Raw genomic sequence first — 14,911 nt, 5'->3', positions numbered from 1 at the left:
GTGCACTATGGCCGCCCCGCTATGGACCGCGACCTACTCCGAGTTGAAAGACGCGGTGGGGATGCGCGACAGTGGCCGACACAAACGATCACCAGTACGCGGTTCTCTCGGACTGTTTCGAGGATGCTATCCCAGAACGATAGCTCCCCGCACTGTTAGACTCGCGGCACGTACCTAACAGCTACGTCACGTCGATCGACAGTGAAACGATGCAGTGTGGCGCTTGCTGATTTTGTTAGACAGAAAGCGTGTATCAAGCACTCATCACATTAAGAGGTACATTGCTTGGGATTCTGGCGCTGTGGGCTTGAATCCCCATTGCTCATAGAATCCATCCACGTCTGCGATGAGGTTGACGTATGCCGTCTCTGGCGCGTTTTCGGTGAGAAACTCCATGACGGCGTCCATCATCCATGACCCAAGGCCACCGCCTTGATGGGCCGGATCTACGACAACGTCACAGATTTGAAAATAGCATCCTCCGTCGCCGACGACTCGTGCCATTCCGACGGTCTCGCCGGATTTTTTCTCGAGTAGTGAGACGCCATAGAGTGTATTTGGAAGTGCCTGGGTGGCGGCCTCCACTGAGCGAGTTCCCATTTCGGCCGCCTCACGAAGCGCAACGAACGACTCTGGCGTTGGCACGGATTCCCGAAGTTCATAGTCCATGGGTGGGGAAGGGCAAGCAGTGAAAAAAGACTGTCTAGACGAACCGATAGTGACGGTCTGTCTGTTAGACTCACAGCTCCTGACTTACGACTGAATCACCACGATGTGGTGTAGAACAAAGCTCTGCAATGGTTTTGCGTTTGTCGTAATGCACAGAACCTGTCGGCAATTCGGATGCGAAGTCATTATCGCGAATCGCACTGACGATCATGGCATGAACCGAGACGTCTACTGGACACCGGCCACCAGGGTCGGACTCGGATCGCTACACCTGGTCGAAGACTCGGCAGGTGTCGATGTGGAGAGCATCGTGGTAGGGTCTGCCGACAGCGAGTCGTTCCGTATTCGGTACGAAATCGAATGTGACCGGCACTATCGTGCTCGACGAGTAGAGGTCTCCACCCTCGGTTAGGACTTGACGTCGATCTCACTCCGAGCCGACCGGAAAGGGTACTGGACCGACGGCTGCGGAGAGCCAATGGCAACACTGGATGGCTGCACCGATGTCGACATCTCGGTGACACCGTTCACGAACACGCTCCCGATTCGTCGCCTAAACCTTGACCAAGATGAATCAACTGAAATCGAGACGGTCTACATTTCCGTTCTCGAGTTACAGGTCGAAACAGCCACCCAGCGGTATACCTGTCTCGACTCTCTCGATGATGAGGGCGGGCGGTATCGCTACGAGAGTGTTCCCAGCGGCTTCACGGCTGAATTCCGGTCGGTGCAGATGGTATCGTCACTGACTACCCAGATCTATTTTATCGAGCCTCCCCTCCCGAGTGAATCATGACGATTATTTCACTCGAAGGTGCGAGTGCAGTCGGAAAGACGACCACCGCTGAGGCACTTTGCGACGAGTTCAGTGCGTACCGCGTGCCAGAGGTGAACGCACTCTTTGATACGTCCAAAGAGGACTCAACGACATGGTACTTCGAACGCCAGTGTGACCGGTGGGAAATCGCCGTTAACCGCGAGAGAGATCACGAGTTCGTAATTTTAGACGGGGACGTACTTCAACCGCTCTGGTACAACTGGATTGCTCACGGCTTGTCAGACGACCGTGCTGATATCGAAGAATTTGTACCTCTGGACTCGATTTATCAATTCTTCCGTGAGAAACTGCAGGAGCGGGCGGTTGGTTTTCCGGACCGCTATTTCTTCCTTCACACGGACACCGACTCGCTGAGACGACGGAAGAATGGTGACGAGACGCGGACGCGTCGGAACTTCGAGAGCCACCTGGAGTTCGCCACGCCACAGAGACACTATTTCGAGCAGCTTCAAACACAGTCCCCGCGACGAGTTCGGCTGGTCCATACACAGAGTATTGAGACCAACTGCTCTACGATCCGGATCAACCTCCCAGCGTCCGATAATCGCACGGATCGATACTCACTGACCATTCTCGATGCGATGTACGACTGGGCCGAACAAACGACTCTCACCTGAATCATCCATCCGTACCATTGAGCAGTCGCGGCAGCGGCGAGTGCGGGAACAACGTCATCACCGACCACCTCGAGCAGATCTCGACGCAGAGCTACTGAGTGGATACGATACCGTTCTCGTTGGTGTCAGGTGTCCCCTCAATGTTCTCAAGGCACGCGAGCGGTCCAGACCTCCTGCTCGACGTTGGTTTCTCTCGCCAGCAGTTCGATGAGTTCCACGCTGGTGTCGAATACGGCATGGAGGTCAACACCGAAAGAGCAACACCTGCAAAGTGCGCTGAGCAAATCGCCGCCCACTACGAGGATCTCTCGCAATGGCAGCGAGGACCGCTCGAGTGAGGTTATTGTACTCCTGGCATAATGGTCCACGAATATTTATTCCGACACTGAGCACCGAGCGCGTACGAGATTCGGCCAGTCCGTATACGCGACTGTATCATTAAATGCTGCGCGCGCGATTCCAACGCCCCGAGCGGGGACGTTCACACCGATGTTGATCCCTCCCCGCTGGACGTAGGCCTCGTTTTCGTCACTAGCCGGTCTGCGGGCACGCGAACATCATCTAAGGCAACCCGTGGGGATTTCACGCTCCAGGCTCCGAGCGTCTCCCACACGGTATCGACCTCGAACGCGTCGGTCGGCACGAGAAACGCGCTGATGTTATGTGGAGCATCCTCTTCCGGCTCGGTCTTCGCATACGTCAACACGGTATCGGCATCAAGGAAGTTTGTCACCCACTCCTTGTGACCGTTGAGGATCCACTCCTCGCCATCACGTTCGGCGGTCGTTTCCATCTCCAGTTTGTTCGCCCCGGCGTTTGACTCACTCAATCCTAGCGCACCTACCCGGTCGTACATAGCCATTTCGGGGAGAAACTCGTTTTTCTGCTCGTCAGTTCCGAAGCGCTCAATGACAGTGGCGACACCGAGATGAAGCGCGAGCGAACTGGCGACTGACATGAGGCCAGCGGAGAATTCCTCGGTCATGATGGCTAATTCGACGAATCCCTCGTCTCGACCCCATATTCCTCCGGAAGCGTGATACCTGTGAGCCGTCGGTCGCCGAGTTCCGTCAGGATTGCTGCCGGGTATTCCTCGTTTTGATCGAGTTCGATAGCATCGGGACGGATCTCGTTCTGCGCAAATTCCCGAACCTCGTTGCGAAGTGCTTGTTGAGAACCGTATACGCGAACTGCATATGCGACACTATTGGAGACAGGTAACATGGTTTTTCGGACTGAAGTCAGGAGGATAGATTGCTCGCGCACGACCAGTATCGAAGATTTTCTTAGCAGCTGAAATTCCCTCAACTGCATAGAACAAATCACTCATCCGAGATCGAATGTCCGTGAATATATTCACGCGAGTCTCCATACTACCTTACTTCGTAGTAGATCTCGTGGTCGCAATGCCACTGAACGCACGACAGAAACCGAGGACAGGCTGGGCGAATCGATTCGAAGCTGCGGTGCATAGAGTACCAATCTCGACCTGGAGAACCAGACGATGTTGACAGATTCTGAGACACAGATCGTCGATCGCTACGTTGAAGAGATCTTGAGCGACGATAACTTCGCTGTCGCTGACGAGATACTCGCACCCGACTTCGTCATCCATGGGTTGCAAACGCTCCGAGGCAGGGAGAGCTTTATCGAAGTTCAGTCGACGGTGCTACGCAAGGCGTTTCCTGACCTGACGTTCGACGTGGAAGACATGTTTGGAGACGGGAACAAGGTTGGGGTTCGAGCCACAATACGAGGCACACATCAGGGAGAGTATCTCGGAATAGCAGCAACAGGGCGGCAGGTAGAGGTAGAAACGACAATGATACTCCGAGTGTCGGACGGACAGATAGAAGAAGTGTGGCCAGTAATGGACTCACTGACTTGGTTCCAGCAGCTTGGGGCAGTACCAACAATGGACTGGCAAGAAGAGGAATGATCCCACGATCGATCGGACCAAACACCCGGTAGATATCCTAACCGGTCATGTGAATTTCCGACTTCCCATACAGCGATCAGACGTTACTTGTAAGACGAGGCCATCAACATGTTTGGCCTCGGCGGCGAACGCTTTGATAATCTGCTCTTCAGCACGGTGGAGAATACCACTCACCGCTGATGAGTTAATATCGAGGGCGTCCGGAGGTCAGTGAGAGAACACTCACGCGGGCTATCGTAGTAGCCACGTGTGATGGCTTCAGTAAGTACCTCCCATTGTCGATCAGTCAAAAGGTCGGTCATCTCGACGGATCGGGTGACTAAGAGCACTTCGAACGCGACATCGGCCTGCTCGAATTCGGCTTTGAGCTGCGAGAGCCGCTCCCACGAGGTGATCGTTTCGATGGTTTGCCATCCATCGCGCAAAAATCATCGGATACTGCGGGAGCATTCCCGCGGTCCGCGCTGCGACACGCGGTGCGTGTTCAGCGGCTTTTAACTGGAGCAGCCTCCCGTCCTGATTCGTCCGTAACACCTCATACGAGTGCACCTCCGGTGCTTCATCGAGTGTCCGGGAGAGATCCTCCGAGTTGGGGGTTTCAGCGTTGACGACTACCCGTAGCCCATCTTCCATGCGATGAGAGGAAAGCATCCGAAACACATCGTCCGGATGCTCGGTCGAGAATTCCACCAACGAATTCGACACGAACCCAAACCACAATTGGCATGGTTTAGCACCACCTTCTCCAGAGTCTCAGACATGACTGAACTCTACCCACCCACCGAGCCATACGACAACGGAATGCTCGATGTTGGGGATGGGAATCACGTGTACTGGGAAGTCTGTGGCAACCCTAAGGGTAAGCCTGCTCTCGTGGTTCACGGTGGCCCGGGATTGGGATGTTCACCACGCCACCGCCAAGATTTCGATCCCGAGCGCTACCAGGTAGTTCTGTTCGACCAACGCGGGTGCGGACGTAGCACACCTCCCGCAAGCGACCTCGAAACGGACATGAATTCGAACACAACCGAGCATCTTCTCGCAGATATGGAACAGCTCCGTGAACACCTCGGTATCGAACGCTGGCTGTTGTCCGGTGCTTCGTGGGGCTCGACGCTACTCCTCGCCTACGCTGAGCGACATCCGGATCGAGTCTCGGAAATCGTCATCACGGGCGTTACTACCACTCGGCGTTCCGAGATCGACTGGCTCTACCACGGCATGTCTCGATTCTTCCCAGAGGAATGGGAGCGATTTCGAACGGTGCCCGATACCCACTACAGCGATATTGTCGCTGGCTATGCCCGCCTCATGGATGACCCTGATCAAGAGGTTCGGAAACGAGCCGCGAACGAGTGGTGTGCATGGGAAGACACGATCATCTCTGAGGAACCGAACGGAACGGCGAACGTCTTTGCTGGCCGCTCGCTCGATGAGAAGCTCTCGTTCGTGCGCATCGCCTCGCACTACTTTTCGAACGGGGCGTGGCTGGAGGAGGGGGAACTCCTCCGCAACGCCGACCGCTTAAGCGACATTCCAGGCGTTCTCATTCACGGTCGTCTCGATTTGGCCGCACCGCTTGAGACTGCGTGGGAGTTAGACCGCGCTTGGCCCGATGCCGAACTAATCGTTGTCGATGACTCCGGGCACACTGGCAGTGACACGATGACCGAATACAAACACAGCGCTATCGAAAGGTTCGCCAGGAGCTGACGAGATTGATGCCGAACCAGGCAACTCATAGAAAAGTCTCTATCCCGGCTATTGGTTCTCGTCTGCTTCGACCGATGACTCACCGACAGCTTCCTTGATAATCGTTTCTTCCGCGCGGTGGAGCACGCCGCTTGCAGCCGATGGATTCACACCGAACCCGTCTGCCAGTTCCGTGAGGGTACACTCACGGGGACTATCGTAGTATCCACGCTCGACCGCTTCGATGATGAATTCGTGTTGTCGGGCCGTGAGCAATTCGGTCGGGTCGTACGCTTGTGTGATCGACTGGATCTGATACGGGATACCTGCAGAATCCATCTCTGTCGGGAACTGGGATACCCGCTCGTGTGAGGCAGTATGCTCGGCTGTCAACCACCCATCTTGCAAGTGTGCGGGGAATCGCGGCAGGATTCCCGAGGCGCGAAGTGCTCGATTCGATTCCGTTTCCGGGATCAAATACTGAATCACCAGCGTCTGTCCATCGTTGTGCAGCACCTCGTACGACATCTCTGGGGCGTCCTCGAAGTGTTGAGCGACCGTGTCCGGATCAGGCGTGTCGAGTTCTACAAGCCCGAGTATCCCATCGTCCGTGGGATGGCTCGATAGTATGCTGAATTCTTCGTCGGGCAGCTCGGTCGAAATCGCAGCCAGTGGATCGTCGCGTGCTGCAGCGTCGAACGTGAGTTGTACGCGAGGCATAACCGCCTAGTAGTTGCATGACGACCCTCTTAAGTATGTGAAAATATTCATGCTCAAAATCACAACGATGCTCATCCACTAGTCGCTCATGGCAGAAATGACTGATGTCGCCATCGTTGGCGGCGGTCCTGCAGGACTGAGCGCCGCACTGTTCACCGCGAAAAACGATCTCGATACCGTTGTATTCGACGTTGATGAAACCTGGCTGCACAAGGCCCATCTCTTCAACTACCTCGGTATCGAGAGTGCGGACGGCACTGCATTCATGGAGACGGCGCGCGCACAGGTGGACGAGTTCGACGTGGATAGAAAACAGGGCGAGCTCGTGACGGACGTCAAAAACGGCACATCCGGTTTCACCGTCACGTCCGACGAGAACGGATACGTGGCCGATTATGTCGTGCTGGCAACAGGGGCGAAGCGTAGGCTTGCCGAATCCCTCGGCTGTGCGTTCACGGATGAAGACATCGTAGACGTGGATGTGACGATGGAGACGAGCGTTGCGAACGCCTACGCGACGGGGGCGATGGTGCGTGCCGAGGAATGGGAGGCAATTATCTCTGCGGGAGACGGCGCTGCCGCCGCGCTCAACATCCTCACGAAAGAAAAGGGTGAGCACTTCCACGACTTCGACACCCCCGCGGACGCAGAGTGAACATGCTTACGCTCGTCTAAACTCGCCGGTCGTCGTTTCGGAGTCACTCACGCACGTTTATTCGCCTTTCAGCTTCGAAAAAGTAGATGCCAGTGAACGGAAGAGACTAGTCATCTAGTGCTAACTCTATCTGAGCAAACCCTGCTTGGCTTCCTCACGACCCACAGGTCGAGGACGATATAGAGGAATTGCGATCGGAAAGAGGCCTATTATAGTGTCGGATGTACCTGTTGAAAGAGAGCACTCGTGGACGCGTGGGATCCATCCATCCCTGTCGAGTGCACGCTGACGGGCCTGTCATACCGTACGTCCGGCACTATATTGCTCCCCTACTGAATCTGAGGTAAACCGGACGCTGATGAACTCTCAAAAAGACGTACAGGTATGACCGTCACCTCCGGAGGTGAATATATTCACGCGAATTTCCACAGTGCGCTCTCCTCTTCTCTCACTCATGGTGCCATCAAGCTACCATCGAACCGGTAGCCCCAACGAACAGCCCGAGATCTACCAAGACAGAACGCAAATTCAAAGGACAGTTGAGGGACGATGACCGCTCCCTCGCTGCAAATCCTCGTCGTGCAGGGAACGATCCGAGACGGACGGAGTTCGATCCACCCTGCTCGGTATGTCACCGATCGGTTCCGTGAGAACGGCCACGATGTCGAACTCTTCGATATGAAGGACTACGAGATTCCGTTGTTCAGGAATCGGCGGGACGCGATTAGCGACCCACACCCTAATGTGGACGCATTCGGCCAGGAAGTCGAGGCGGCGGATGCACTCGTTGTCGTCGTACCGGAGTACAACCACTCAATTCCCGGCACGCTGAAGAACCTGCTCGATCACCTGTATCCTGAATACGAGGACACAGCGTTTTCGTACGTCACCGTTTCAGCGGGTGGATTCGGCGGCGTCAGAGCTCTCAGTCATCTCCACGATATCACGCTGGAGTTCAACGCCCATCCCGGCCCTGACCTGCCCGTCTCGAACGTGCGTGATGTCTTCGACGAGGACGGCACCCTCATCGACGAGACGTACGAGGACCGCTTCGAGACGTTCGTCGAAGCAGTCGTTGACCATGCCGAACAGTTTGTCCTATCTGCTGTCGGCACTACCCCGGAGGCTGACGTATGAATTCGGTCGAATCCGCCGTCAGTGCGTGGCCCGGAGTCGAAGTCAATTCGCACGACCGTGGCGGTGGCCGTGAATTCGTCCTCGATGGGCGGGAGATTAGCCACGTCCACCGCGGCAGGCTCGTTGACATCCCGTTCGCCAAACGTGTCCATGACGTCCTCATCGCAGAGGAACGGGCCGAAAAACACCACGTCATGCCCGATTCCGGGTGGGTGTCCTATCGGATTCAGTCGGAAGAAGACGTCGAGGGAGCACTCTGGCTCCTCCGCGTCGCGTATCTTTACCACGTGATCACGATGCGAAAGCGTGAGGAACGCTCCCTGGAAGATGGAGTCGATATCGACGCAGCACTCATCCAATTGAGCATGAGCGACACGTTGGAAGACGTGTTCAATGAGGTGAGAGTCACATGAGCGGCGAGATGGAACTCCCGCATCCGCGGCTCGCCCAGGGAACATTGTTGCTTGCCAGCATGCTCACGATCATGGCGGGAGCGACGATCTCCCCGGCGCTGCCCGCGATTCAGCGGGAGTTTGCGACTGCGCCGAACGCGGAAATCCTCGTTGGGCTTGTCCTCACGATGCACGGGTTGTTCATTGCAGTCGGTTCACCCATCATCGGGGCGCTTGCTGACCGATACGGCCGCCGATGGTTGCTCCTGGCTTCGACGGTCGTCTACGCACTCGCTGGTGGCTCTGGATTCGTGCTGGATTCGTTGATAGCGATTCTCGTCGGTCGAGCGGTGCTAGGGCTGGCCGTTGCGGGCGTGATGGTGACTGTGACTGCGCTGATTACCGACTACTACGAGGAGAACCACCGGGATACGATCCTCGGGCGACAGGGTGCCTTTATGTCCATTGGCGGCGTCGTCCTGTTGCCGCTCGCAGGCGTGCTCGCAGATATCGGCTGGCGGGTTCCCTTCCTCGTCTACACGGTGGCGTTGGTGCTCCTGCCAGCGATGACGTTCGCGTTACCGGAACCAAGCCGCCATGAACCTACGAGCGACCGTCCGACGAGTATCGACGACGTCCGCCGGACACTCACCGAGTTCCCGCTCGGAACGCTCGGGCTTATCGCCGCGCTCGGACTGGTCGGTCAGATCATTTTCTACATGACTCCCGTCCAGATTCCGTTCTATCTCGAAACGCGGACTGGAGCAAGTGGCACGGTGATCGGTGCTGCGTTAGCAGCATCGACGGGTGCCGGTGGGATCGCTTCGCTGCTGTACGGTCGTATCCGTCGGTCCTTGAGTGTGATCGGTATTGTTTCACTCACGTTCGGGCTCATGAGTATTGGATATGCCGTGATTGGGGTGAGTGGGACGGTGTTCGGCGTTGTCGCTGGTCTAGCGGTCGCGGGGACCGGAAGCGGGTTTCTCCTGACGAATCTCAATGCATGGATCGCGGCAGTCACCCCGGAATCCGTTCGCGGGCGGGCACTTAGTCTTCTGACCAGCGCGTTCTTTCTCGGACAGTTCCTGTCCCCACTCGTGGTTCGCCCGGTGAATGAGACGGTCGGGCTCGGAGTGATGTTTCTCGGCGTCGGGATGGTGTTGGGAATGGCGGCGATTGGATTCGCGTTCGCAGCGGTGTTTGTCACGCCACCGACCGAGTCTACGCTCGGATCTGACCAGCAAATCACGAAGTGATACCTGAAGACTCGTGGCAGGCGCCATCGTCCGTTGGCCTCATACGGCACGCCGTAGCGAATGGGTTGGATTCAGAACTTATAAATCAGCAGCTAGTAAACCCTAGGTCTTCAGAACGGGGCTGGAGAAGAGTGGTACTGCGTACAAATTCATACAGTTCCGGAATCTGGCGACCCGATGACTGTGGTTAGGGAGGTCAGAGCGGCGGGAGTTTCGCGCCTGAAGGATCGAGACGGGCTAACACTGATACTCAGCGTTTCGATTTCGAGAGCGAAGGGACCTGCTGCGATCCAGATCGTCCGTTCGACTGGACGTGTTCGAGAAATCGAAACTACCCATCTGGCTTCAGGACACGGTTGACTTTCGTAAGGACTCCGGTAGGAATTATTATCAATTCACGCGTCTCAGTCCCGCCCGGACAATGACGCTTCCCCCGAACAAAGCCATCGCACCGATGGCTGTCCATTGTACTGATCTACCAGTGATCGGTTCGCAGTCTGTGATGCACAAAATAGGACCTATCTGGATGATTCCAAGGCCCTGAACTACCCATAACATCCCGAGAAGTGCCACGATGACGCCGAGGATCGTCAATACAGCCGCTTTCGTATTCCATATGTGCGTATTTCTCTTTTCCATCAGAGAGGGAGAGGTGCCGGTTATCCTCGGATTTAACGCCGAGCATGCACCCTGTCTTTATTACTGATTACGATATCACATCCTCGTATGATGGTGGCGATAGCGCTTCATCCTGGGACACGATTCGAGACGGACCGAACGGTACGACCGAGTACGTGATCAGTGACGATAATGAGATACGTTACCGTTGTCATAGCCTTGGAGGAATTCATTCCGTCGGAGAACGATCAACAGATGCAGAGAGGCATCAATGATCCGAGAGAGATCTGGATCGATGGCACGCTCGTCGCGACACAGGAAGCGATACAGTACGTCAATCTTCTCAATGATGGAACCGTTGTTGGGGTCGCACGATTCAGAGGCGATGCTGATCAGCTCGCAACGATAGAAGACGAGATCCCGGAGATCATCTCCTGCACTGTGACAGGCGGTAAGACGTGGCTGGCGTACATGCACTATGAGCCTGACGAGTTTGAAGCAACTCTTCTCAACCGTATCGATACCGAAGCAATCAGTATCGACTGGCCGATGAGAGAGACTGATGATGGACTGCGAGTCACGCTCTTCGGTGAGGATGCAGCCCTTCAGCAACTGATCGCTGGCTTGCCTGAGGAAGTAGACGTTACTCTTGAACGAACAGGAGCGTATCAGCCGGACATGAGTGACCCAGCGGGGAAACTCACCGACCGGCAGAAAGAAGTCCTCCGGACAGCACTTGCCGCAGGATACTATGAGATCCCCCGTCGTGCGACACAACGCGATTTAGCCACCGAGCTTGGGCTTTCACGGGGAACGATTGGAGACCATCTTCGGCGGGCAGAAGCAAAGATCATCCGATCGATAATTATATGAAACAAGTATCATCCTATCTGAAATCAGTGGTGGGTTTCTCACATGGGGCTGGTAGGGTATCTATTCTAAAAAATTTAATATATTTATATTAACAAATATCATGGTCGACTTCAGTTGAAGGATAAGACGAATAACAAGACTGTAAACTCGTCGCTCTCTCATCGAATCTCCAACGCAAGGATATCCACCGGCTCTGTGAGGGAAGTGACGAAATGGAACAAGCTAGTTATATATCAAATATCTATGAAATAGTCTGCTTGATCTCCAGCCTGTTCAGGAATTCATTTGATACATGGGCTCTCGGATCTGGGAAAGCTATCTCACTGATGAAAAAACTTTTAATTACTCTCTTAGCGATCTCTGGAAATACGTACCAAATGCTAAGATAATGACAGCGTGATGTAATATAATGCTCGTGTTGGCTACACGGATTTCTGACCTTGGTATCACATACAGTATGAGTGGTTATTGAGATCTATCTGCTTTTCTTAGAAGTTGATAGGGATAATCAGCCACGATGAACACAGATTGGTGTGGCAATCGGTAACTATATACACATGCGCTCGAAATTTGATACTCCAACTCGCACTGAGGTCGGTTTGCTTCACGCAGTGTTAGACGGGTGGGTTGGGGAGAACACCATGACTGAAGAATGGACCATCACGGGCGATTACGTGGAAGCGTGCAACTGTGATGTTGTCTGTCAGTGTCTCTGGATGGAGCCCCCCGATGATAACCACTGTATGGTATCAATCGTATGGCATATTACGGACGGCCAGTACGGTGACGTCGATCTGAGTGGACTCCACGCGGCGCTGCTCATCAGTAGCGAGGAGGGTGTCCTGTTAGATCCGGACACCGCATGGCATGCGGTGCTCCTCATCGACGAAACGGCCGATGACGATCAACAGGCCGCCCTTGAAGATATCTACCTAGGTCGAGCCGGCGGCATCTTTGCAGTCGCCGCCGATACGCACGTCGAAAGCGCCACGGTTGCGACCGCCCCGTTCTCGTTCACCCGGGATGATGCCGATCTCTCGGTCGAAATCGGTGATAGCGTCTCCATGGATGTGGTTGGGAAACGCGGCTTCAACGAGAAACTCGGGACGATCGCACCCCATCCGTTCACGAAGAGCACGGAGATGAAGACTGGTAAGTCCACTACCGCCACGGTCTCCTACAACGACGAGTTCACGTGGGACGTCTCCGAGAACAACGCGTTCCTCTGTGATTTCGAACTGGCGAACGCCTGACGTCGATGGGGCAACTCTCCAGTTGATCGATCATGTCCACACCCGAGTCGTTCCGGAACCGATTTGACCTCCACCGCCTCCCAACTGTCGCACTCGTCACCTACGTAATTGCGCTGTTCGCGTGGGTGGCAATCGTCGGCCGGTGGATCCCGATGTCAGGAGGCACAATGGGTAGGCGGATGTCCGATCCCGGGGTGCCGGAGGCAATGGCGCTCTCGAACGGAGTGACAGGTGCCGGTCTCTATCTGCTCATGTGGGGCGTGATGATGGTCGCAATGATGTATCCGTCGTCAGTGCCGTTCATCCGGCTGTACTACAAGACGCTTGAAGGCACGTCGACCGCGGGCAAAGCCGCGCGGATTGGGGCGGTTTTAGCGACGTACGCGCTCATGTGGACGCTCACAGGGATCGTTCCCCTCCTGGTCAACGCGGCGGTGCCGGTCGCACCCCTCGCAAACGCTCACAGAGGGTTCCTATGGGGCGGAACGCTGGTGCTCCTTGGGGGATATCAGCTGTCTCCATACAAATACCGCTGTCTGCGGTACTGCCGGTCACCACTCGGATTTCTTATGTCTCACCACCGGCCGGGGATTTGGGGTGCCATCCGGATGAGCTGGAAGTACAGCATCTTTTGCATCGGATGCTGTTGGGTACTATTCGCGTTCATGGTCGTCGTGGGGTCGATGAACATCGTTTGGATGGCGCTCATCACGGTGGTACTGTCGCTCGAACGAACCGTAGCATGGGGCCGGCAGCTGGCCCATGCGGTCGGCATCTTCGCTGGTATCGCCGGGCTTGCCATCATTGTGATCACGATACTGTAGCGCATCAGAGAACGATTGATGACCCCATCCATTCAGCAGCTAACCGATGTATCCTGTCTGGTGGGCTCGTCCGTCGGCCGAGAGATATTCATACAGGCCGTTCCACGAAAACCCAACGAGTTCGCGACAGAACAAGGCAAGGCACGAACCGTCGGGACAGCGTCGTACTCGGCTTCTGTTCCTCTTGCATCTCAGTCATCATCCGAACGAATTGTCCAGCGTTAGTGATGAGCTTGTTCTCGGCGAAAGCGGAGCGTCGACATCATTGATGAGGTGACCGCTCATGATCTATTCTACCCAAAGTACACGTTATGTACGCACTGGAATTGGAGTTGGTGCGTGAGGAAGAAGCCATATTGGGACCATCCGTGTGAGGAGGACATTCCGGTCAGTTCGACGAGTGTCTGGGTCACGACGACCGCTGACGTGAGGGCGTAGCCCGAGGGTAACGCTAGTGCCAGTGGAGGGATCACCAGCGAATTTCGCGTCACAGACGTGACGAGCGCACGGCTCTCAATAGGTGCTGTCCTGACTATCGCAACGGTTGTAAGTGCCCCTGCGATGCGTGAAGAGAGACTCGATCCCGAGACCGAGCGCCCGACCCACGAATGGCTCTTGGCCCACGCTTTCGGGGGCTGATCGACGCGCTTCGGGAGTACCACGGCCGGACCTTCGGCGAGCTCTGAGCCAACGATCTCGATCCAACGAACGTGACGATGGCTACGACTGGGGAATGACGCACGACCCGACGGTCGACCTCTTGGAGGCGTGTACCTCAAGAGTCGTTCTGAGCGTGGGGATCTGAGTGAGTCATCCACCGATACGCTCCGGTATCGGCTCGCACACTATGTCCGTGCCTCCCATCGAGTCAACGGGACTGGTGATTTACTCACGCCGGTTGCTCGTGACAGCGGTATCCTCGGCGTATGAGGTGACGGATGCTGTCTGAACAGCCTTCGACCAAGAACTGAGTGAGCCCATGCAGGTGGAACATCGTCCGGGAATTCGGGTGCGGGACAGGATACCCGAGCAAATTCGCTCTCAAACACTTCGAGTCTGGATCAGCGATCATCCCCAAACAGTACGTTCGGAAACGAACAGCCCTTGATGAAGAGAGACGAACCATCCTAGAACGAGATAACAACCAGTGTGTCCGTTGTGGCAGTAGCCAAGAGATTGAATTGAAGTCACCACATCATCCCGGTCTCGGATGAGGATTCGAATGACCCACACAATCTGGCCGCCCTTTGTCATGCCTGTCATCTAGATACCCACGGTGGTACCATGCTGTCTCACGATGTGGTCTATGATTCACGAGAAGCATTCTGGGGGTGGACTCAATAACAGTAGTCGTTAATACGATCTCATTATTCAGTGTGAGAGCTGAAACTGCCGTTAAATATAGATTGCCACCACACGGATGTATCC

18 protein-coding genes and 3 pseudogenes are annotated in these 14,911 nt (G+C 55.3%); 15 read left to right on the top strand and 6 right to left on the bottom strand.

Annotation, left to right across the window (positions count from 1 at the left end; translation table 11 throughout):
* Positions 1 to 264: 264 nt before the first annotated feature.
* Positions 265 to 669, bottom strand: a complete 405-nt coding sequence (locus MW046_RS16435; protein WP_247995284.1) for a GNAT family N-acetyltransferase — start codon at positions 667 to 669, stop codon at positions 265 to 267.
* A gap of 103 nt (positions 670 to 772) precedes the next feature.
* On the opposite strand from MW046_RS16435, the pseudogene MW046_RS16430 reads away from it, so the two are divergent.
* The 4 genes and pseudogenes from MW046_RS16430 (at position 773) to MW046_RS16420 (ending at position 2,462) form a co-directional block, all read left to right on the top strand.
* Positions 773 to 1,465, top strand: a pseudogene (locus MW046_RS16430) (putative glycolipid-binding domain-containing protein).
* On the top strand, positions 1,462 to 2,124 hold the full coding sequence (locus MW046_RS16425; RefSeq protein WP_247995283.1) for a hypothetical protein: 663 nt from the start codon (positions 1,462 to 1,464) through the stop codon (positions 2,122 to 2,124). The pseudogene MW046_RS16430 and the gene MW046_RS16425 overlap by 4 nt, the downstream one beginning before the upstream one ends.
* Complete coding sequence (locus tag MW046_RS19625) at positions 2,084 to 2,335, top strand: phosphotransferase-like protein (RefSeq protein ID WP_368411433.1); 252 nt, start codon at positions 2,084 to 2,086, stop codon at positions 2,333 to 2,335. Before MW046_RS16425 ends, MW046_RS19625 begins: the two co-directional genes overlap by 41 nt.
* Positions 2,265 to 2,462 (top strand): phosphotransferase-like protein, encoded by a 198-nt coding sequence (locus tag MW046_RS16420; RefSeq protein WP_247995282.1) that lies wholly within the window; start codon positions 2,265 to 2,267, stop codon positions 2,460 to 2,462. Before MW046_RS19625 ends, MW046_RS16420 begins: the two co-directional genes overlap by 71 nt.
* A 143-nt stretch (positions 2,463 to 2,605) precedes the next feature.
* Here the strand turns inward: MW046_RS16420 and MW046_RS16415 are convergent, their stop codons facing one another.
* The gene (locus tag MW046_RS16415) at positions 2,606 to 2,917 is read right to left on the bottom strand and encodes an acyl-CoA dehydrogenase family protein (RefSeq protein ID WP_247995574.1); all 312 of its coding nucleotides are present in this window, start codon (positions 2,915 to 2,917) and stop codon (positions 2,606 to 2,608) included.
* A gap of 123 nt (positions 2,918 to 3,040) precedes the next feature.
* Positions 3,041 to 3,348 (bottom strand): annotated as a pseudogene (locus MW046_RS16410) (acyl-CoA dehydrogenase family protein); the annotation flags it as partial.
* Between the two features lie 280 nt (positions 3,349 to 3,628).
* Between MW046_RS16410 and MW046_RS16405 the strand changes: the two are divergent.
* Positions 3,629 to 4,063, top strand: a complete 435-nt coding sequence (locus MW046_RS16405; RefSeq protein ID WP_247995281.1) for an ester cyclase — start codon at positions 3,629 to 3,631, stop codon at positions 4,061 to 4,063.
* 170 nt (positions 4,064 to 4,233) lie between these two features.
* Here the strand turns inward: MW046_RS16405 and MW046_RS16400 are convergent, their stop codons facing one another.
* The gene (locus MW046_RS16400; RefSeq protein ID WP_247995280.1) at positions 4,234 to 4,488 is read right to left on the bottom strand and encodes a helix-turn-helix domain-containing protein; all 255 of its coding nucleotides are present in this window, start codon (positions 4,486 to 4,488) and stop codon (positions 4,234 to 4,236) included.
* Positions 4,489 to 4,822: 334 nt separating this feature from the next.
* Between MW046_RS16400 and pip the strand changes: the two genes are divergently transcribed.
* Complete coding sequence (pip, locus tag MW046_RS16395) at positions 4,823 to 5,776, top strand: prolyl aminopeptidase (RefSeq protein ID WP_247995279.1); 954 nt, start codon at positions 4,823 to 4,825, stop codon at positions 5,774 to 5,776.
* A 48-nt stretch (positions 5,777 to 5,824) separates the two neighbouring features.
* On the opposite strand, the gene MW046_RS16390 is transcribed toward pip, so the two are convergent.
* Entirely contained in the window at positions 5,825 to 6,475 is a 651-nt protein-coding gene (locus tag MW046_RS16390) for a helix-turn-helix domain-containing protein (protein WP_247995278.1), read from the bottom strand.
* 97 nt (positions 6,476 to 6,572) lie between these two features.
* On the opposite strand from MW046_RS16390, the gene MW046_RS16385 reads away from it, so the two are divergent.
* The 7 genes from MW046_RS16385 (at position 6,573) to MW046_RS16355 (ending at position 13,483) form a co-directional block, all read left to right on the top strand.
* Complete coding sequence (locus tag MW046_RS16385; RefSeq protein ID WP_247995573.1) at positions 6,573 to 7,130, top strand: NAD(P)/FAD-dependent oxidoreductase; 558 nt, start codon at positions 6,573 to 6,575, stop codon at positions 7,128 to 7,130.
* Positions 7,131 to 7,679: 549 nt separating this feature from the next.
* Positions 7,680 to 8,267 carry an NADPH-dependent FMN reductase gene (locus MW046_RS16380; RefSeq protein ID WP_247995277.1) on the top strand — a complete coding sequence of 196 codons (588 nt, stop codon included), beginning with the start codon at positions 7,680 to 7,682 and terminating at the stop codon, positions 8,265 to 8,267.
* Positions 8,264 to 8,680: a luciferase domain-containing protein gene (locus tag MW046_RS16375; protein WP_247995276.1), complete on the top strand. Its 417-nt coding sequence runs from the start codon at positions 8,264 to 8,266 to the stop codon at positions 8,678 to 8,680. The genes MW046_RS16380 and MW046_RS16375 overlap by 4 nt, the downstream gene beginning before the upstream one ends.
* On the top strand, positions 8,677 to 9,915 hold the full coding sequence (locus MW046_RS16370; protein ID WP_247995275.1) for an MFS transporter: 1,239 nt from the start codon (positions 8,677 to 8,679) through the stop codon (positions 9,913 to 9,915). Before MW046_RS16375 ends, MW046_RS16370 begins: the two co-directional genes overlap by 4 nt.
* An 873-nt stretch (positions 9,916 to 10,788) precedes the next feature.
* On the top strand, positions 10,789 to 11,406 hold the full coding sequence (locus MW046_RS16365; RefSeq protein ID WP_247995274.1) for a helix-turn-helix domain-containing protein: 618 nt from the start codon (positions 10,789 to 10,791) through the stop codon (positions 11,404 to 11,406).
* A 641-nt stretch (positions 11,407 to 12,047) separates the two neighbouring features.
* Positions 12,048 to 12,659 (top strand): DUF1326 domain-containing protein, encoded by a 612-nt coding sequence (locus MW046_RS16360; RefSeq protein ID WP_247995273.1) that lies wholly within the window; start codon positions 12,048 to 12,050, stop codon positions 12,657 to 12,659.
* Between the two features lie 32 nt (positions 12,660 to 12,691).
* On the top strand, positions 12,692 to 13,483 hold the full coding sequence (locus tag MW046_RS16355) for a DUF2182 domain-containing protein (protein WP_247995272.1): 792 nt from the start codon (positions 12,692 to 12,694) through the stop codon (positions 13,481 to 13,483).
* A 309-nt stretch (positions 13,484 to 13,792) separates the two neighbouring features.
* Here MW046_RS16355 and MW046_RS16350 read toward each other — a convergent pair.
* Positions 13,793 to 13,998, bottom strand: a pseudogene (locus tag MW046_RS16350) (arsenic resistance protein); the annotation flags it as partial.
* Positions 13,999 to 14,251: 253 nt separating this feature from the next.
* Between MW046_RS16350 and MW046_RS19855 the strand changes: the two are divergent.
* Together MW046_RS19855 and MW046_RS19620 are read left to right on the top strand one after the other, a co-directional pair.
* Complete coding sequence (locus MW046_RS19855; protein WP_497007303.1) at positions 14,252 to 14,413, top strand: hypothetical protein; 162 nt, start codon at positions 14,252 to 14,254, stop codon at positions 14,411 to 14,413.
* 264 nt (positions 14,414 to 14,677) lie between these two features.
* On the top strand, positions 14,678 to 14,827 hold the full coding sequence (locus MW046_RS19620; protein ID WP_368411442.1) for an HNH endonuclease: 150 nt from the start codon (positions 14,678 to 14,680) through the stop codon (positions 14,825 to 14,827).
* Positions 14,828 to 14,911 lie beyond the last annotated feature (84 nt).

The organism is Halocatena salina (genome assembly GCF_023115355.1).
In the GTDB taxonomy this organism is placed as follows: domain Archaea; phylum Halobacteriota; class Halobacteria; order Halobacteriales; family Haloarculaceae; genus Halocatena; species Halocatena salina.
This window is presented reverse-complemented; position numbering and strand designations above follow the sequence as displayed.